The sequence below is a fragment of the Caulobacter sp. Root343 genome, from assembly GCF_001425745.1.
Taxonomy (GTDB): domain Bacteria; phylum Pseudomonadota; class Alphaproteobacteria; order Caulobacterales; family Caulobacteraceae; genus Caulobacter.
Map to the genome: position 1 here is coordinate 1052312 of NZ_LMDF01000006.1, position 18113 is coordinate 1070424.

At 68.4% G+C, this 18113-nt stretch carries 18 protein-coding genes; 10 read left to right on the plus strand and 8 right to left on the minus strand.

Annotation, left to right across the window (positions count from 1 at the left end; genetic code table 11):
• Nucleotides 1-23 precede the first annotated feature (23 nt).
• Both ASC70_RS12305 and mdoH read right to left on the minus strand, forming a co-directional pair.
• Complete coding sequence (locus ASC70_RS12305; protein WP_056050396.1) at nt 24-926, minus strand: hypothetical protein; 903 nt, start codon at nt 924-926, stop codon at nt 24-26.
• Nucleotides 927-1007: 81 nt separating this feature from the next.
• The gene (gene mdoH / locus ASC70_RS12310) at nt 1008-2999 is read right to left on the minus strand and encodes a glucans biosynthesis glucosyltransferase MdoH (RefSeq protein WP_056050398.1); all 1992 of its coding nucleotides are present in this window, start codon (nt 2997-2999) and stop codon (nt 1008-1010) included.
• Nucleotides 3000-3251: 252 nt separating this feature from the next.
• Here mdoH and ASC70_RS12315 point away from each other — a divergent pair, with 252 nt between their 5' ends.
• On the plus strand, nt 3252-3632 hold the full coding sequence (locus ASC70_RS12315; protein WP_235519356.1) for a copper-binding protein: 381 nt from the start codon (nt 3252-3254) through the stop codon (nt 3630-3632).
• A gap of 3 nt (nt 3633-3635) precedes the next feature.
• Here the strand turns inward: ASC70_RS12315 and ASC70_RS12320 are convergent, their stop codons facing one another.
• Nucleotides 3636-4661: an NADP-dependent oxidoreductase gene (locus ASC70_RS12320; protein WP_047404401.1), complete on the minus strand. Its 1026-nt coding sequence runs from the start codon at nt 4659-4661 to the stop codon at nt 3636-3638.
• A gap of 114 nt (nt 4662-4775) precedes the next feature.
• Here ASC70_RS12320 and ASC70_RS12325 point away from each other — a divergent pair, with 114 nt between their 5' ends.
• Together ASC70_RS12325 and ilvD are read left to right on the plus strand one after the other, a co-directional pair.
• Complete coding sequence (locus ASC70_RS12325; protein ID WP_056050400.1) at nt 4776-5693, plus strand: Gfo/Idh/MocA family protein; 918 nt, start codon at nt 4776-4778, stop codon at nt 5691-5693.
• A gap of 163 nt (nt 5694-5856) precedes the next feature.
• The gene (gene ilvD / locus ASC70_RS12330) at nt 5857-7587 is read left to right on the plus strand and encodes a dihydroxy-acid dehydratase (protein WP_056050402.1); all 1731 of its coding nucleotides are present in this window, start codon (nt 5857-5859) and stop codon (nt 7585-7587) included.
• Between the two features lie 124 nt (nt 7588-7711).
• Here ilvD and ASC70_RS12335 read toward each other — a convergent pair whose 3' ends face one another.
• The 3 genes from ASC70_RS12335 to xth all read right to left on the minus strand — a co-directional run bounded on the left by ASC70_RS12335 (nt 7712) and on the right by xth (nt 11601).
• The gene (locus ASC70_RS12335; protein WP_056050404.1) at nt 7712-9679 is read right to left on the minus strand and encodes a potassium transporter Kup; all 1968 of its coding nucleotides are present in this window, start codon (nt 9677-9679) and stop codon (nt 7712-7714) included.
• 128 nt (nt 9680-9807) lie between these two features.
• Nucleotides 9808-10767, minus strand: a complete 960-nt coding sequence (locus ASC70_RS12340; RefSeq protein ID WP_056050406.1) for a hypothetical protein — start codon at nt 10765-10767, stop codon at nt 9808-9810.
• Between the two features lie 45 nt (nt 10768-10812).
• Entirely contained in the window at nt 10813-11601 is a 789-nt protein-coding gene (xth, locus tag ASC70_RS12345) for an exodeoxyribonuclease III (protein ID WP_047404414.1), read from the minus strand.
• 35 nt (nt 11602-11636) lie between these two features.
• Here xth and ASC70_RS12350 point away from each other — a divergent pair, with 35 nt between their 5' ends.
• On the plus strand, nt 11637-11975 hold the full coding sequence (locus ASC70_RS12350) for a hypothetical protein (protein WP_235519358.1): 339 nt from the start codon (nt 11637-11639) through the stop codon (nt 11973-11975).
• Here the strand turns inward: ASC70_RS12350 and erpA are convergent.
• Nucleotides 11972-12304 (minus strand): iron-sulfur cluster insertion protein ErpA, encoded by a 333-nt coding sequence (gene erpA, locus ASC70_RS12355; protein ID WP_056050410.1) that lies wholly within the window; start codon nt 12302-12304, stop codon nt 11972-11974. The two genes, ASC70_RS12350 and erpA, sit on opposite strands and share 4 nt — an antisense overlap.
• Nucleotides 12305-12392: 88 nt before the next feature.
• Here erpA and ASC70_RS12360 point away from each other — a divergent pair, with 88 nt between their 5' ends.
• The 5 genes from ASC70_RS12360 to scpB all read left to right on the plus strand — a co-directional run bounded on the left by ASC70_RS12360 (nt 12393) and on the right by scpB (nt 17164).
• Nucleotides 12393-13577, plus strand: coding sequence for a deoxyguanosinetriphosphate triphosphohydrolase (locus tag ASC70_RS12360; RefSeq protein WP_056050412.1), 1185 nt, complete (start codon nt 12393-12395; stop codon nt 13575-13577).
• A gap of 269 nt (nt 13578-13846) precedes the next feature.
• Nucleotides 13847-14638, plus strand: coding sequence for an SPOR domain-containing protein (locus tag ASC70_RS12365; RefSeq protein WP_056050414.1), 792 nt, complete (start codon nt 13847-13849; stop codon nt 14636-14638).
• Nucleotides 14635-15672 carry a beta-N-acetylhexosaminidase gene (nagZ, locus tag ASC70_RS12370; RefSeq protein WP_047404432.1) on the plus strand — a complete coding sequence of 346 codons (1038 nt, stop codon included), beginning with the start codon at nt 14635-14637 and terminating at the stop codon, nt 15670-15672. Before ASC70_RS12365 ends, nagZ begins: the two co-directional genes overlap by 4 nt.
• On the plus strand, nt 15669-16493 hold the full coding sequence (locus ASC70_RS12375; RefSeq protein WP_056050417.1) for a ScpA family protein: 825 nt from the start codon (nt 15669-15671) through the stop codon (nt 16491-16493). Before nagZ ends, ASC70_RS12375 begins: the two co-directional genes overlap by 4 nt.
• Entirely contained in the window at nt 16490-17164 is a 675-nt protein-coding gene (gene scpB / locus ASC70_RS12380; RefSeq protein ID WP_056050419.1) for an SMC-Scp complex subunit ScpB, read from the plus strand. The genes ASC70_RS12375 and scpB overlap by 4 nt, the downstream gene beginning before the upstream one ends.
• 109 nt (nt 17165-17273) lie before the next feature.
• On the opposite strand, the gene ASC70_RS12385 is transcribed toward scpB, so the two are convergent.
• Nucleotides 17274-17585 carry a hypothetical protein gene (locus ASC70_RS12385; RefSeq protein ID WP_056050421.1) on the minus strand — a complete coding sequence of 104 codons (312 nt, stop codon included), beginning with the start codon at nt 17583-17585 and terminating at the stop codon, nt 17274-17276.
• 267 nt (nt 17586-17852) lie between these two features.
• Between ASC70_RS12385 and tatA the strand changes: the two genes are divergently transcribed.
• Nucleotides 17853-18077, plus strand: a complete 225-nt coding sequence (gene tatA, locus ASC70_RS12390) for a twin-arginine translocase TatA/TatE family subunit (RefSeq protein WP_047404445.1) — start codon at nt 17853-17855, stop codon at nt 18075-18077.
• The last annotated feature ends 36 nt before the right edge of the window (nt 18078-18113 follow it).

Below are 18113 nucleotides of genomic sequence, written 5' to 3' on the forward strand. Positions count from 1 at the left end.
GTCCGGGATGACAGCTTTTTTGGCTAGGCCCCCAGGATCCAGCCTTCCTCAGTCGCTGCCGCCTCCAGCACCTCCTCCGGCACGCCCTTCGGCGCGGCGAAGGCGGCGGCCAGCTTGCCGGTTTCGTCCAGCTTGGCGAAGTGCTCGGCCAGGTTCCGCACCTGGGCCAGGTCCTTGATCTCGCCGGCGGCCGGCGCGGTTTTGAGCATCGAGGGATAGACCTCGGCCACCACCACCGCGACGCCGTCCAGGTCGGCCTCGGTCAGGGCCTTGAAGCCAGTCTCGAACGGCCAGACCCGCACGGCCTCGCCGCGTGCGTCCTTCAGGCGGCGCACGGCCGGAATGCCGACGATCGCCTGACCGCCGACCGAGCCGTTGTAATAGAGCTTCCAGATCGAGTGCGCGCCCTTGGCGTTGGCGGCCTCGTCGGCGTGGCGGTACTCGGGCAGGTCGTCCGGACCATGCTCGCGCGGCCGCTTGGGCTGCAGGGTGGTCAGGGCGTCCTTGGGCGGGCAGCCCCAGAAGGGGAACGGACCGCCGGTCAGGCGCCGGTTGATCTCCGAGCCGACGCCGAAGCGGTTGTTGGTGTTGTCGGCCTTGTCCTTGACCATCTTGGCCAACTGGTCCCAGACCGCGCGCCAGGGCGTCTCGCCGGGCAGGGACAGGGCCTTGGCCAGGCCGCGCGGAAAGCCCAGCGGGAAGTCGAAGCCGACCAGGGCCCGCTCGCCGCGCTTCTTCAGGTCGTCGAGCACGGCCGCCAGCTTCGCCTCGGCCTCGCCTCGGGTCGCGGGGTTGTAGCTCTCGAAGGTCAGCCGGAAGCGCACGTCGCGCTTCAGCACGCCGATCCAGATGGAATCCGCGCCCGTGGTCGGCTTGGCCGCGGCGCTCCAGTCGACGATCACATAGGCGCTGAACAGACGCGACACGGCACGCGGCTCCTTGGCGGATAAGGAAGCCGCGCTTCTACTCCCGTCCGGCGCGAGGGGCCAGACGGTAGCGGGAAGATATCAGGCCGCGTCGCGGATCTTGGTCGTCGGGCCGATCGGGCGGCCGTTGCGGGCGAACCAGCGGATCGGCGGTTCGCACGATTGGCCGAGCGCGGCGCGGACGATGGCCGGCGGACGGCGCTCTTCCGGGGTCATGAACAGGCCGTTGGTCTTCAGCTTCAGGCCGGCGACCTTGTGCGCGCCCAGCATGGTCAGCGGCACGGCCAGGATCAGGCCCAGCAGGATCGGAGCGGTCGAGGTGAACAGGTCCGGCGTGAACCAGAAGGTCGCGCCCAGGACCAGGCCGGTGGCGCTGATCCAGCCCATGGCGGCCGAGGCCTCCTTGAAGTCGACCTTGTCGGCGTCGCGGCGCTGGGTGGCCCAGCCGCCGACCTTGCCGGCCAGGATCTCGACGATGGCCCGGGTCTGGGTGAACATCAGCATCGGGGCGACCAGGGCCGAGAGCAGCATCTCGACGGCCAGGCCGGCGGCGACGCGGCGCTTGCCGCCAAAGCCCTTGATCTCGCTCTTGCGCGAGAAGACCAGGATCGAGCCCAGGATCTTGGGGCCGAAAAGCAGGACGAAGGTGATGATCATGGCCCAGGCGGTGGCCTGGATCTCGCGCCAGTCGATCAGGGCGTGAGCGGCGGCCTGCAGGTCGGCCATGGTGAAGGCGGCCTTCTTCAGCTCGGGCATCAGGGCGCGCGAGGTGATGCCGGCCGACAGGGCGATGAACCACAGCGGCGACAGGGCGTAGCTCAGCACGCCGATCACCAGGTGCAGGCGGCTCATCCAGTGCAGGCCGGGCAGGGCGATCAGCGGCACGTGCTGGACGTTGCCCCGGCACCAGCGGCGGTCACGGGTGGCGAAGTCCAGCAGGTTCGAGGGGCTCTCTTCGTACGAGCCTTCCAGATAGGGGGCCAGGTGGACGCTCCAGCCGCCGCGGCGCAGCAGGGCGCTTTCCAGGGCGTCGTGGCTCATCACCTCGCCGCCGAACGGCTTGGGGCCGGCCAGGTGCGGCAGGCCGCAGGTCTCGGCGAAGGCGCGGGTGCGGACGATGGCGTTGTGACCCCAGAACGAGCTCTCCGAGCCCGACCACCAGGCCAGGCCCGTCCAGGCGACGCGGCCGTACAGGCGCGTGGCGAACTGCAGGGTGCGGGCGAAGATCGTCTGGCCGTTGATGATCGTCGGCATGGTCTGGATCAGACCCGCGCCGGGGTGACGCTCCATGGCGTCGGCCAGGCGGACCATGGCCTCGCCGGTCATCAGGCTGTCGGCGTCCAGGATCAGCATGTGCTCGTAGGCGCTGCCCCAGCGGCTGACCCAGTCGGCGACGTTGCCGGCCTTGCGGCCGGTGTTTTCCTTGCGGACCCGGTAGTAGACGTTGCTGTGGGCTTCGCGGCGGAAGCGGGCGAAGCAGGCCTGCTCGGCCAGGGCCACCTGGGCGTCGCGGGTGTCGCTGAGCACGAAGATGTCGAAGTGGCGGCTCATGCCGGTCTCGGCGATCGAGGCGTCCATGGCGCGCAGGCGGGCGAAGACGGCGGCGGCGTCCTCGTTGTGCACCGGCATCAGGATGGCGGTGCGGGTGTGCAGCTTGGGCATCGGGGCCTCGCCGTCGATGCCGAGCGGATCCTTGGGCTTGCCCAGCAGGATCACGAAGCCGGCCACGGCGGTGCAGAACCATAGCGACAGGGCCAGGAACAGCGGGGCCAGCAGGACGAGCACCACCGCTTCCAGGCGGGTCACGCCGCCGAGCGCGACGGTGTCGAAGGTGGCCTTCCAGCCGGCGAAACCCATGACGATGGTCGACAGGGCCACCAGCCAGCGGCGCATGGTCATGTTGGCCACCAGAGCGGTGGCGCGGCGCGGGCCGCCTTGCCAGAAGCCCAGCGGCTGGACCGGCATGGCCAGCGGAACCTCGGCCGGGATCTCGACCGTGTCACGCCGAACGACCTGATCGAGGGCCACGCTCGTGGAAGAGCGCACGTCGAAGAGGGCGGAGCGATCGCTCATATCGTCAGATCTCGGACTTTTCCGGCGGGCCGGGCTCTCTCCGCGCATTTCGACCCCGGAGCCTCTTTCCGCCCCGCCGTGCGTCCGCTAGGGAACGGCCTCGGGGAAGTGTGACGGCGTCATGACGGTCGAAACCGGCGTGGAGAGCCGCCGGTAGAGCCTACAGTAAAACTTCGATCACAAATTCGCTACCGGAAATCACGCGGATTTCGCAGTTGCGAGAAAAAACTTGAAGAACGTGTGAGGCGAGCGGTGCTCGCCGATCCGGGGAATTTCGGTAAGATCATGAAATTACGTAACTTTGCCGCGATTGTCGCCGTGCTGAGCTTGGCCGCTTGCGGAAAAGCTTCACAGGAAGGACGTTCAATTCCGGGTGTCGTGGAGGCTGTTCCATCGACGGAATCGCTGCCGACCTATGACGCGCAGGGCGTGATTTCGAGCCTGGACGGCCAGATTCTCACGCTCGATCACGACGGCGCGAGCGCGGCGGGCCTGAAGCCCGGCCGCGACAAGTTCAAGGTCTATGCGGACGTGATCGCCGAGGCCCCGATCGCGCCGGGCTCGCGGGTCAAGTTCCAGTTCAAGAAGACGCCCGCGGGACTCGAAGTGTCTAAGCTCGAGCCCCGCGAGTAGGGCCTACCCCAGCTTCACCAGCATCTTCCCGAGGTTCTCGCCCGAGAACAGCTTCAGGAACGCGTCCGGCGCGCGCTCGACGCCGTCCTCGACCGTCTCCTTCCAGGTGATCTGGCCGGCCTTGATCCACGCGCTCATGTCCTTGGCGAACTGCGGATAGAGGTCGTAGTGGTTGGAGACGATGAAGCCCTCCAGCCGCAGGCTCTTGCCGACCGCCAGGATGATGTTGGACGGGCCTTCGGGTTTACCGGTCTCGTTATACTGCGAGATCATCCCGCACAGGGCGAAGCGGGCGAACGGGCGGGCCGAGTTCAGGGCCGCCTCCAGGTGCACGCCGCCGACGTTCTCGAAATAGACGTCGATGCCCTTGGGCGCGACCTTGGCCAGTTCGGCGACCACGTCGGGCGTGGCCTTGTAATCGATGACGTGATCGACGCCGATCGACTTCAGGAACGCGACCTTCTCGGGTCCGCCGGCTGAGCCGATCACGGTGTGGCCCTTCAGCTTGGCGATCTGGCAGACGATCGAGCCCACCGCACCGGCGGCGGCCGAGACGAAGACCACGTCGCCGTCCTTCAGCGCGGCCACCCGCAGCAGACCCGCATAGGCGGTCATGCCGGGCATGCCCACGACGCTCAGGAAGGCCTGGGGCGGGACGCCCTGGGTGTCGATCTTGGTGATCGCGCCCATGCCGGCGGCGGCCAGGGACTTGGGATGGGCGTTGAACGCCTCGCGCCAGCCGAACATCGAGTTGACGACGTCGCCCGGCTTGAAGTCCGGATCGTTGGAGGCGACGACCTCGCCGATCGCGCCGCCCTGCAGGGCCTGGCCGATCTGGAACGGCGGCACGTAGCTGGGCCGGTCATACATGCGGCCGCGCATATAGGGATCGACCGACATCCACAGGTTCTTGACCTGGACCTCGCCGTCGCCCGGCGCGGGCAGGTCGACCGTGGCCAGCTCGAAGTCCGAGGCCTTGGGCAGGCCCACGGGACGGCTCTTCAGGCGGATCTCGCGCGAGGTGGTCATGGTGTTCCTCCCAAGCTCTTATCGAGCGTTGCTAATTTAAACGAACGTTTAGCGCGTCCGGGGCGAAGGCTCCAGTGCTTCTAAGCGGCGGCGAAGCGGGGTAGACAGCCCGCCATGACCCAAGTGCTCAAAGCGGGCGTCGTCGGCGCCGGAGTGTTCGGCGGCTATCACGCCAAGAAGTACGCCGAGCTGGACGGCGTGACCCTGGTCGGGGTGTTCGACATCGATCTAGCGCGCGCCCAGGCCCTGGCCGAGCCGCTGGGCGCGACGGCCTTCGACGACATGGCCGCCTTCCTGGCCGCCGTCGACGTGGTCACGGTCGCCACGCCCGCCGTCCACCACGCCGGCGCGGCCCTGGCGGCGCTGAAGGCGGGCAAGCCGGTCTATTCGGAAAAGCCGCTGGCCGTGGCGCCCGAGGACGCCGACCGGATGGTCGCCGTCGCCGCCTGGGCGGGCCTGCCCCTGGCCTGCGGCCATCAGGAGCGGGTCGTGTTCCAGGCCATGGGCCTGCTCGACATCCCCGAGCAGCCGCTGCGCCTGGAAGCGGTGCGACGCGGCACGCCTTCGGACCGCAATCTCGACGTCTCGGTGGTGCTGGACCTGATGATCCACGACATCGACCTGGCCCTGGCGCTCTGCGACGGCGCGCCGTTGGCGGTGGAAGGCGAGGGGGCGATCACCCGCTCGACGTCGCTGGACTGGGTCAAGGCCGAAGCCACCTTCGACAACGGCTTCGTCGCCGTGTTCGACAGCTCGCGCGTCGCCGAGGCCCGCGAGCGGACCATGAAGGTCGTCTATCCCTCGGGCGAGGTCGAGATCGACTTCCTGACCCGCGCCTTCCGCAACACCACGCCCTATCCGCTGATCGAGAACTTCACCGAGACCCCCGCCGGCAAGGACCCGCTGGGCCTGTCGGTCGCCGGCTTCCTGGCCGCCGTGCGCGGCGAGACGCCCCGGCCGGTGGTGACGGGGGAGGAGGCGGCTCGGGCTCTGGACCTGGCGCTGGCGGTGGAGCAGGCGGCGGAGAGCTGAACGCCGCACGGATTATGCGCCGCGAGGGGGCTTTCTGCGAGATGATCGCAATGAAAGTCGCCGCGATGGGGGCTTCCCGGGCAAAAACTAAGCGCCGAACCCTTCCGCCACGCTTCGCCTTGGGCTAACCACGGCGCTCGTTATCGGACCAAGGCGTTCTACCATGACCAAGAAACCCGACGGCACCTGGGACAAGTCTAACCTGCCCAGCCGCCATGTAACCGAGGGGCCGGCCCGCGCGCCGCACCGTTCGTATTACTACGCCATGGGCCTTGGCACGCGTGAGATCGCCCAGCCGTTCGTCGGCGTGGCCTCGTGCTGGAACGAAGCCGCCCCTTGCAACACCGCCCTGAACCGCCAGGCCGAGGCCGTGGTCGTGGGCGTCAAGAAGGCCGGCGGCACGCCGCGCCAGTTCAACACCATCACCGTGACCGACGGCATCGCCATGGGCCACGAGGGCATGCGCAGCTCGCTGGTCAGCCGCGACGTGATCGCGGACTCGGTCGAGCTGTCGATGCGCGGCCATGGCTATGACGCCCTGGTCGGCGTGGCCGGCTGCGACAAGAGCCTGCCGGGCATGATGATGGCCATGCTGCGCCTGAACGTGCCCAGCGTGTTCCTGTACGGCGGTTCGATCCTGCCCGGCCGCCTGGACGGCAAGGACCTGACCGTCCAGGACGTGTTTGAGGCCGTCGGCCAGTTCTCGGCCGGCGTCATCGACGAGGAGCGCCTGTGCAAGGTCGAGCGCGCCGCCTGTCCGTCGGACGGCGCCTGCGGCGGCCAGTTCACCGCCAACACCATGGCCTGCGTCTCGGAAGCCATCGGCCTGGCCCTGCCGCTGTCGTCGGCCCTGCCGGCCCCCTACACCGACCGCGACGCCTATGCCGTGGCCTCGGGCGAGGCGGTCATGCGCCTGATCGAGACCAATCTGCGCCCGCGCGACATCTGCACCCGCAAGGCGTTCGAGAACGCCGCGGTGGTGGTGGCCGCGACCGGCGGCTCGACCAACGGCGCCCTGCACCTGCCGGCCATGGCCCACGAGTGCGGCATCGAGTTCACTCTGAAGGACGTGGCCGAGATCGCCGCCCGCACGCCCTATATCGCCGACCTGAAGCCCGGCGGCCGCTACGTGGCCAAGGACATGGGCGAGGCCGGCGGCGTGCCGATGCTGCTGAGGACCCTGCTGGACGCCGGCCTGCTGCACGGCGACTGCATGACCGTCACCGGCAAGACCCTGGCCGAGAACCTGGCCGACGTGGTCTGGCGCGACGACCAGGACGTCATCCGCCCGGTCTCGGCCCCGCTGTCGCCGACCGGCGGCGTGGTGGGCCTGTGGGGCTCGCTGGCCCCCGACGGCTGCATCGTCAAGGTCGCGGGCCTCAAGCACCAGGTCCACCGCGGCCCGGCCCGGGTGTTCAACGGCGAGCAGGCCTGTTTCGAGGCCGTCGAGCGCCGCGACTACAAGGAAGGCGACGTCCTGGTGATCCGCTACGAGGGGCCCAAGGGCGGTCCGGGCATGCGGGAGATGCTGTCGACCACGGCGGCGCTGTACGGCCAGGGCGTGGAGAACATCGCCCTGATCACCGACGGCCGCTTCTCGGGCGCCACGCGCGGCCTGTGCATCGGTCACGTCGGTCCGGAGGCCCAGGAGGGTGGTCCGATCGCGCTCGTTAAGGACGGCGACATCATCTCGATCGACGCTCACAAGGGCACGATCGAGCTGGAGGTCGAGGCCGACGAGCTGGCCCGCCGCAAGGCCGACTGGAAGCCGATCAAGACCAACTACAACAGCGGCGCGATCTGGAAGTTCGCCCAGCTGGTCGGTCCGGCCCACCTGGGCGCGACCACCCATCCCGGCGCGGCCGAGGAAACCCACATCTACGTGGATCTCTAGCCTTAGAGAACTGTCATCCCGGACAAGCGCGTAGCGCGCCGATCCGGGACCGCAACAAGCTCCGAGCTTCCGGCGGTCCCGGCTCTCCGCTGCGCTGCGGCCGGGATGACAGGTTCTTTGGCGCCTACAGGCTGACCTGCGTCCCCAGCTCGACCACCCGCCCAGGCGGCAGGTGGAAGAAGGTGGTCGGGTCGGTGGCGTTGCGGGTCAGGAAGGTGAACAGCTTGCGCTTCCAGCCGGGCAGGGCGTCGCCGGCCGTCGAGGGCACGATGGTGCGGCGGCTGACGAAGAACGACGTGCTCATGATGTCGAACTTCAGGCCCTGCTTGCGACACAGCGCCAAGGCCTTGGGGATGTTCGGGCTTTCCATGTAGCCGTAGCGCAGGGTGACCAGCGAGAAGCGGTCGTCCAGCACCCGGGTCTCGACCCGCTCGGCGTCGGAGACGTAGGGCGTGGTCTCGCTGACCACCTTCAGCAGCACGTTGCGCTCATGCAGCACCTTGTAGTGCTTGAGGCTGTGCATCAGGGCCGGCGGGGTGGTGTCCGGGTCCGAGGTCAGGAACACCGCCGTGCCGGGCGTGGCGGCGGCCGGGCGGCGCAGGATCATCTCGCGGAAATCGGCGAACGGCAGGCCGTCCTTGCTGAGCTTGCCGCGCAGCCGTTCGGAAGCGCTGACGAAGATCGCCATCAACAGGCAGAGACCCGCGCCCAGGGCCAGCGGGGCCCAGCCGCCGGTCAGGACCTTGAGCAGGTTGGCGACGAAGAAGGTCAGGTCCAGGGCGAACAGCGGCACGATCAGGGCCAGGGCCGCGGCCAGGCGCCATTTCCACACGTGGCGGACGACGATGTAGGCCAGCATAGTGGTGACCACCATCGTGCCGGTCACCGAGATCCCGTAGGCGTGGGCCAGCGAACTGGACGAGCGGAACGAAAGCACCACCAGCACGACGCCGACGAACAGCAGCCAGTTGATCGGGGCGACATAGATCTGGCCGGCCTCGGTCGACGAGGTGATCTTGATATCCATGCGCGGCAGCAGGCCCAGCTGGATCGCTTGCTGGGTCAGGGAGAAGGCGCCGGTGATCACCGCCTGGCTGGCGATGACCGTCGCCACGCCCGAGAACAGCACCAGACCCAGCCGCCACTGGTGCGGGGCCATCAGGAAGAACCAGTCGGCGTTGGGCAGGGCCGTTCCGGCGGCCTCGGCGGCGGTCAGGGCCTTGGACGCCAGCGCCGCCTGGCCGAAATAGTTCAGGGCCAGCATCGGCAGAGCCAGTGTGAACCAAGAGAACTGGATGGGGCCGCGGCCGAAATGGCCCATATCGGCCGTCAGGGCCTCGGCCCCGGTCACGGTCAGGAACACCGCGCCCATCACCAGGAAACCGGTCAGGCCGTGATGGGCCAGGAAATAGATCGCGTAGGTCGGCGAGATCGCGCCCAGCACACTGGGATCGTCCTTGATGTGCCAGACGCCCAAGGCGCCCAGGCATAGGAACCAGCACACCATGATCGGGCCGAAGATCCCGGCCACCTTGGCCGTGCCCTTGGCCTGGAAGGTGAACAGGGCGGTCAGGATCACCAGGGCGGTGACGATCACCTCCTGGGTCCCGAACCAATGCTCGAAGCCCTTGACCGACTTCAGGCCCTCGACCGCCGACAGCACCGAGATGGCCGGCGTGATGACGCCGTCGCCATAGAACAGGGCCGCGCCAATGGCGCCGAGGGCGAAGATCAGGCCGGTCCGGCCCTTGGCGCCCTGCTGGGCCAGGGCCATCAGCGACAGCACCCCGCCTTCGCCCTTGTTGGAGGCGCGCATCAGGAAGAGGACGTATTTGACGCTGACCACCAGGATCAGCGCCCAGAGCGCCAGGGACAGCACGCCCATGATCTCGGGGCGGACCAGGCCATCGTGCGCGGCTTCCTCCAGCGCGTCACGGAAGGCGTAGAGGGGACTGGTGCCGATGTCGCCAAACACGACGCCCACGCTGCCCAGAGCCAGCGGCCAGAAACGCGACGTCGCGTGGCCGTGGGAGGGAGTTTGAATTGTCGGGGTGTCGGAAGAAGCGGCGGCGAGGGGATCTTTACCCGCCATGTAAGCTCGAGGCTCCTAGCGTCGGCTCACGTCCGACCGCGGCGCTTTACGCTCGCCTGTGCGTCGCAGCAAACGAAAAGGCGCTGCTCTCGAAACCGTGATGTGGGTTCATCTTGGAGCGCACGATCCTAATCGTCGAGGTCGAACGGCAGCTCGTCCTGGTCCGCGGCGGGCTCGCGTTTGGCCTTGGAAACGGGCTTGTACGAAGGCTCTGGCGGCGGAGGCGGCGCGTCGTCGATCTCGTCGTCCCAGGGGGGCGCGTCGTCGAACATGTCCGGCTCGGGGGCTGGCCGGGGCGCGGGCGCGGCCGCCGGTGAGACGGGGCGCGAGATCGGGCGGGCGGGCGCGACGCGCGGCGTACTGTCGAATGACGAGCGGCGGGCCAGCGGCGGCGGGGTGTCGGGCAGGGGCGACGGCGCCCGGAAATCGTCTTCGTCGTCTTCGTCGTCGAACGCTTCGGGCGGCGGAGGCGGAGGCGGAGGCGGGGGCGGAGGCGGCGGGGCGGCTGGCCTAGCCGCGACGGGCGTCGGCGCCGCGGGGGCGGGACGCTCCGGGCGCGGCGGCAAGGGGCGGCGGACGATGGCCTCGCAGCGGGCCAGCCAACGGTTGGCCTCCTGCACCAGTTCGCTGGGCGAACGGCTCTCGCGCCGCTGCTCGTCGCCCGGGGCCCAGAGGTCCAGGACGAAATCGGGATGGCGCGGATCGTCGAAGACCAACCGCAAGGCGACGGTCTGGGCCTGGGGCGCGACGTGGTCGATGGCCCGGCGGCCCTCGCCCCGGAACACCCGGCCCATGACCTGGCCGTCGACCAGCAGCTCGGCGCCCATCAACTCGTCGAGGCGATAGACCAGGCACCAGCCGCCTCGGTCCCAGGCCACGGCCAACAGGTTGGTCGAGAACGAAAAGCCCGCGCCGCGCCCTCGGCCGCGCGCGACCACGACGCCTTCCGGCTCGCTCTTCAGGACGTTGCGCAGGGCGCGGCGCAGGCGCCGGTCCTCGTCGCCGTACCAGATGGCCAGGCTGCCAAGGAACGTCACCGCCGAGCCGGCGATGGCCACGAACAGCAAAAGACGCGCGAGTTCGCTCATAATGAGGGCACGCTAGCGGGAGTCCTGATTCCGCGACAGGGGGGCTTAGTCGCGGAAGTGGCCGACGACGGGCACGTGGTCCGAGGGCTTTTCCTTGTCGCGCTCGTCGCGATGGATGACGACGCCCGTCAGGCGGTCGGCGGCCTGGGGCGACAACAGCAGGTGGTCGATGCGGATGCCCAGGTTCCGAGGCCAGGCGCCGGCCTGGTAGTCCCAGAAGGTGTAGCCGCCGGGGGACCCGTCGGCTTGCATGTAGGCGTCGGCCAAGCCCAGGTTCTTCAGCGCCCGGAACGCGCCCCGGCTCTCTGGTTGGAACAAAGCGTCGCCCGTCCAGGCCTCGGGATTGGCCACGTCCTCGGCCTCGGGAATGACGTTGTAGTCGCCCAGGATGACCAGCGGCTCCTCGAACGCGAGAAGGCTCTTGGCGTGAGCGTGCAGGCGGCGCATCCAGGCCAGCTTGTAGTCGAACTTCTCTGTGCCGATCGGATTGCCGTTGGGCAGATAGATCCCAACCACGCGGAATGGCGTGGGCGCATTGATCACCGCCTCGACATAGCGCGCCTGCTCGTCGACCTCGCCGTCGAACAGGAAGGGCAGGCCCTTGCGGACGTCTTCGACCGGGAACTTCGACAGCAGGGCCACGCCGTTATAGGTCTTCTGGCCATGGACGACGACGTTGTAGCCGAGCCGCTCGAAGGCTTCCGTCGGGAACTTCTCGTCGACGCACTTGATCTCCTGCAGCACGGCGACGTCGGGCGCTTCCGATTCGAACCAGGCCAGCACGCCTTCCAGGCGAGCGTTGATCGAATTGACGTTCCAGGTGGCTATACGCATTGACGGCTCCAGACAGCGGCGGGAGGCTAGGGCTCATGGTGACCGTGCTCAAGTCGGACAAGCGAACGATCGACGTGAGACAGGTCCTGCTGATGGTCCTGGCGACCGGCGCGTGCCTGGGCCTGGCCGTGCTGGGCGGCATCCTGGCCATCTTCACGCCGCTCGTCTTCGACCGCGCGGGCAACCTGCTGAATGCGGTGGCCTGGTTGAGCTTCGTGTTCGCGGCGTCGTTCTGGGTAGTGTGCCTGCTGGCCCCGCTGGCCGGCTGGATCCTGTGGCGCAAGGGCGAGACGCCGCTGGCCTGGGCGGCCATGGCCGTCCCGCTGGCCTGGGGCGCGGCGGCCCTGACGCTGCTGCGGTTCGTGCCGACCTAGATCGAGAAGCTGACGCCGCACCCGCAGCTGGACTTGGCGTTCGGGTTGCGGACCCGGAACTCCGCCCCGGCCAGTTCGTCGACGAAATCGATCTCCGAACCCTTCAGCAGGGCCAGGGACACGATGTCGACCAGGGCCGCGGCCCCGTCGCGCTCGATCTTCAGGTCGTCGTCCTCGACGCTGTCGACCAGGTCGAAGCGGTACTGGAAGCCCGAGCAGCCGCCGCCGTCGACGGCGACGCGCAGCATCAACGGGCGCCCCTCGCTGGCGGCGATGGTCTTGATCCGGCGAGCGGCGTTTTCGGAAAGCGTTAAGTCTGGCTGGGTCATGGCTGTGGAAAAGTCATCCTTGACCTATATGAGGATGTCGTGGCTCCGACGGAAGGGGCCAAATCGTCCAATGCGATAAAGGCGGTTAATGTCTCAGGTCCCGTACTTCGTCCCCCGCGCGCCCTATGCCGAGGATCCCTTCAAGTCGAGGGGCCGTCGGTTCAAGGAGGACGAAAGCCGCACCCGGACCCCGTTCGCGCGCGACCGCGACCGCATCATCCACACCTCGGCCTTCCGCCGGCTCAAGGAAAAGACCCAGGTCTTCGTGGCGCACGAGGGCGACAATTTCCGCACGCGCCTGACCCATTCGCTGGAAGTGGCCCAGGTGGCGCGCTCGCTGGCGACGGCCCTGGGGCTGGACAGCGACCTGGCCGAGACCATCGCCCTGGGCCACGACATCGGCCATCCGCCGTTCGGCCATGCCGGCGAGGACGAGCTGGAACAGCAGATGAAGGACTTCGGCGGCTTCGACCACAACGTCCAGACGTTCCGGGTCGTGACCGAACTGGAGCACCGCTATCCGGACTTCCTGGGCCTGAACCTGACCTGGGAGACCCTGGAAGGGATCATCAAGCACAACGGCCCAGTGACCAACAAGCTGGGCAAGCCGTCCTGGAAGGCCATCTCCAAGTACGACAACGACTACAATCTGGGTCTGGACACCTGGGCCTCGGCCGAGGCCCAGGTCGCGGCCCTGGCCGACGACATCGCCTACAACAACCACGATGTCGACGACGGCGTCACCGCCGGCCTGTTCACCCTGGACGAGCTGATGGACGTGCCGTTGATCGGCCCGATCCTGGCGGCGGTGAAGAGCGAGCGCCCGGACCTCGACGCGCGCCTGACCCATCTGGAGGCCATCCGCCGCATGATCGGCGCGATGATCGACGACGTGATGGGCGAGACCCTGCAGCGCGCCGCCGCCACCGGCGTCGCCTCGGCCGACGACGTTCGCGGCCTGGATCACGCCCTGGTGGCCTTCTCGCCCGACATGGCCGAGGACTTGGCTCGGCTGCGAAAATTCCTGCACGAGCGGATGTACCGCCACTGGCGCGTCAACCGCACGCGCAGCCAAGCTCGCCGTATTCTGGGCGAAATGTTCGGGCTTTTCCTGAAGGAGCCGGAGGTCCTTCCGACCGTCTGGTTCGCCAAGTCGCAGAACCGCGACGAAGCCGGCCGAGCCCGCGTGGTCTGTGACTATATCGCGGGCATGACCGATCGCTTCGCGATAGAAGAACACCGCAAGCTGTTCCATCTCGACGTCTGGAACTAAGCCCCAAGCCTGTCCGATACGGACAGGCTCGGTTTAAAAAGTTAGAGCGTGATCGCCGCTGAAACCGGTATCCACTTTCGGCTATCACGCTCTAGGGGCTTCCTGAGACTCGGAATGGGGACGCGAGCGGCCTTTCGTTCGCCACCTGAGCGGGGTGGACGCTTCTGAGACGCGCCGGCGTTGGGTAACCTGGGGTCGCGCGCGTCTGATTCGAGACGTTCGATCCGCGCGCCTTAATTTAGCGCGCCGAGTTTTGGAGCCTACCTCAGATGTCTGATCCGCACCGCGGGGCCTATACGCCGCCCACCGACGCTCCGTTGTCGTTCGACGCGCGTCAGCCCGTGCGCGGCGCGCGCCCCTTGCCCATGACCCTGATCATCAGCGCGGTGGTGCTGGTGACCCTGGTGGTGGCCGTGGTCATGATCTATCGCGGCGGTGTCCGCGGGCCGAACGAGCCGCCGCAGGCGGTGGGGACGCAAGTGGCCCAGATGAAGACCCCGCCGGCCGCCGCCAGCCAGCCGCAGGACCCGGCCGCGGGCCTGCAGATCTATCACAACGAGGACCCGCAGCCCTCGGCCACCTTCGCCGCGCCGCCCGAAGCGCCGGTCGCGCGTCCGGCCGCGCCGCTGAACACCGTTCCCGTCCAGACCGCCGCCCTGCCGGCCGCCAAGCCCGCGCCGACCGCCACCCAACCGGCGACGCCGGCCGCCAAACCGGCGCCGACTATCGAGTCCCTGGCCACCGCCGCGGCGGCCAAGCCGGCTCCCAAGCCGGTGCAGGTGGCCTCGGCCGCCACGCCCAAGCCCGCGGCGACGGCCAGCGGCCCGGCCTCGGTGCAGATCGGCGCGCTGTCCTCACCGGCCCTGGCCGACAAGGCCTGGACCGACGCCGTGCGCCTGGCCCCCGGTCTGGCCTCGGGCAAGGGCAAGAAGGTCGAGACCGTCGACAAGAACGGCACGACGCTCTACCGCACCTCGGTGACGGGCTTCGCCAGCCGTGAGGCCGCCAAGGCCTTCTGCGAGACGATCTCGGCGTCCGGCAAGTCCTGCTTCGTCAAATGAGCCTGCTGTCGGGCGCGCCGTCCGCCGCCATCCTCGGCTGCGCCGGGACGACGCTCTCGCGTGAGGAAGTCGATTTCTTCAAGGACGTGAAGCCGTGGGGCTTCATCCTGTTCAAGCGCAACATCGCCGACCCGGAGCAGGTGAGGGCGCTGACCGCCGCCCTGCGCGCCACGGTCGGGCGTGACGACGCCCCGATCCTGATCGACCAGGAGGGCGGCCGCGTCGCCCGCCTGCAGCCGCCGCACTGGCGGACCTATCCGCCGGGCCGCGCCTATGGCCAGTTGGTCGCCAACGATCCGCTGGTCGCCCGCGAGGTCACCCGTCTTGGCGCCCGCCTGATGGCCCACGACCTGCGCGCACTGGGGATCAATGTCGACTGTGTGCCGGTGCTGGACGTGCCGGACCCCAAGGGCCACGAGATCATCGGCGACCGCGCCTATGGCGACACGCCCGAGCAGGTGGCGACCCTGGGCCGCGCGGCGGCCGAGGGCCTGCTGGCCGGCGGCGTGCTGCCGATCATCAAGCACATCCCCGGCCACGGCCGCGCCATGAGCGACAGCCATCTGGAGCTGCCGGTGGTCAAGGCCAAGCTGGCCGAGCTGGACGCGCGCGACTTCGCCCCGTTCCGGGTGCTGTCGGACATGCCCATGGCGATGACCGCTCACGTCGTCTACACGGCCATCGACCGCAAGAACCCCGCAACGACCTCGAAGAAGGCCATCAAGCAGATCATTCGCGGCTCGATCGGCTTCGACGGCCTCTTGATGAGCGACGACCTGTCGATGAAGGCGCTGTCGGGCGACTTCAAGCAGCGCGCCAAGGACAGCCTGTCGGCCGGCTGCGACGTCGTCCTGCACTGCAACGGCGACATGGCCGAGATGAAGGCGGTGATGTCGGGCGTCGGCAAGATGTCCAAGGAGGCCCGCCGCCGGGCCCAGGCCGTGATGGGCCGCCTCGTGAAGGTTCCCGAGCCGTTCGACGTGGCCGAGGCGCGGGCCCGTTTCGACGCGGCCTTTGACGGAAAGTACGCTTGAGCACGGGCTTTCAGCCCACATTCGACTTCGAGGCCGCCAACGAGGCGGCCGAGGATGGCGCGGCGCTCGTCATCGACATCGACGGCTACGAAGGCCCGCTGCACGTCCTCCTGGCCCTGGCCCGCAGCCAGAAGGTCGATCTGCTGCAGCTGTCGATCACTCGCCTGGCCGAACAGTACCTGGCCTTCGTGCAGCAGGCCCGCCGCGTGCGCTTCGCCCTGGCGGCCGACTATCTGGTGATGGCCGCCTGGCTGGCCTATCTGAAGTCCCGCCTTCTGCTGCCAAAGCCCGAGCGGGCCAAGGCCGAGGAGCCGCCGGCCGAGGAGATGGCCGCGCAACTGGCCTTCCGCCTGGCCAAGCTGGACGTGATGCGCAAGGCCGTCGAGGCCCTGAAGGACCGCCCGATCCTCAAGCGCGACGTGTTCATGCGCGGCGACCCCGAGGCGGTGAAGATCGTCTCCTCGACGCGGCTGGAGGGCGACCTCTACGGCCTGATGAGCGCCTACATCACCCAACGCAAACGCGAGCACAGCCGCCACTACGCCCCGCGCCCGCCGACCGCCTATCCGCTGGAGGACGCCCGCGACCGCCTGCGCAGCCTGCTGCCGAAGATGCAGGACTGGACAGTGCTCTCGACCGTCGCCCCGATCGAGCGGGCGCTGGACGACGACGACGGGCCCACGCCCGCCTCCTACCTGGCCTCGACCCTCTCGGCCTCGCTGGAGCTGGTGAAGGAAGGCGTGCTGGAGGCGCGCCAGATGGAGGCGTTCCAGGACATCTACTTGCGGACCCGGGCGGAGCCGTTGGAAATCGCGGAATGACCGTCGAACTCGACCCCCTCTTCGTCGAGCGCTGCATCGAGGCGCTGCTGTTCGCGGCGGCCGAGCCGCTCAGCGACGTCGACCTGGCCAAGCGCCTGCCCGAGGGCGCGGACATCGCCGCCGGGATCGCGGGCCTGCGCGCCCGCTACGAGGGACGAGGGATCGAGCTGGTCTGCGTCGCCGGGCGCTGGCGATTCCAGACGGCCAACGACCTTTCGTTCCTGATGACCGAGGAACGCGAGGAGCCGCGTCGTCTGTCCAAGGCCGCCCAGGAGACCCTGGCCATCGTCGCCTACCACCAGCCGGTGACCCGGGCCGAGATCGAGGCCGTGCGTGGCGTCCAGGCCAGTCGGGGCACGATCGACGTGCTGTTGGAGTTGGGCCTGATCCGCATGCGCGGCCGGCGTCGCACGCCGGGCCGGCCGGTGACGTTCGGGACGACTGACGCCTTCCTTGAGCACTACGGCCTGGCAAATCTAGGCGATCTGCCGGGCATCGCCGAGATGAAGGCCGCGGGGCTGCTGGAAATGAACCTGCCGCCGGGCTTCAACGTGCCCGATCCGCTGGGCTTGCGCGCTGGCGAGGACGAGGATCCGCTGGACCTCGAGGACGGCGAGACTCCGGAATTCGCGCAGGACTTCCTGGGCGAGCCGGAGAAGGCGGAAAACTAAAAACTGTCATCCCGGACAAGCGCGAAGCGCGCCGATCCGGGACCGCCGGAAGCTCCGAGCCTGTCGCGGTCCCGGGTTTGCGCTTCGCTTCACCCGGGATGACAGCTTCCTAAGCCATGATATTCGCCACCAGGCCCTTGTGATCCTTCCGCTCGGGATCGTCCTGGACCTGCTGCTTGATCATCTCCTTCAGCTTGTCCTCGACCTTCTTGCGGTCCTCGGGGGACATGGCCTTCACGTCGTCCTCGGTCAGGCCCAGCTTGGCCAGCATCATGGCCCGCATCTTCTGGGCCGGCGTCATGGCCTGGAACTTCAGGAACTCGTCTTTGGCCGAGGTTTCGCCGATCGGCGAGGCGGTCGAGGCGCTGACGCCGCCATAGGCGCCGACGGACGAAGAAGAACCAATCGAGGAAATCGACATGGACGCGCTCCCGCTACTAGGGTGCGACATCTTGGCAAGAACCGCGCCAGTCGGGCTAAGCTCGACTTTTCAACCGCTTACGGCGCAAGGATTTGGCGGAAGCGTCGCCGGGCGGTCAACTTGACCGAGCAGAACTTGCCGCGCCGCCCGCGACCTCGCGTCCTGCGGTCGAACGATGGTCCCCAGCCCCGCGAGCGCCTATATTCTCCGGTAGTTGTAACGACGCGTCGCAGCGGCTATCTGGCGCTGTCTCAAGGAGTCTAGGTTATGGGAAGTCTCGGTCCTATCCACTGGATCATCGTCGCCGTCGTGGTGCTGCTGCTGTTCGGCGGCCGCGGCAAGCTGTCGGGCATCATGGGCGACGCGGCCAAGGGCATCCGGGCGTTCAAGGACGGCCTGAAGGACGACACCAGCAGCGAAGTCGCCGACAACAAGGCCAAGGGCGCCCTGCCGCGCACCGAGGCGGAAGCCGAAGAGCTTCGCAAGTCGTAAGGCTTTCAGGCGCGTGGGGAGGGTTCTCCGCGCGCG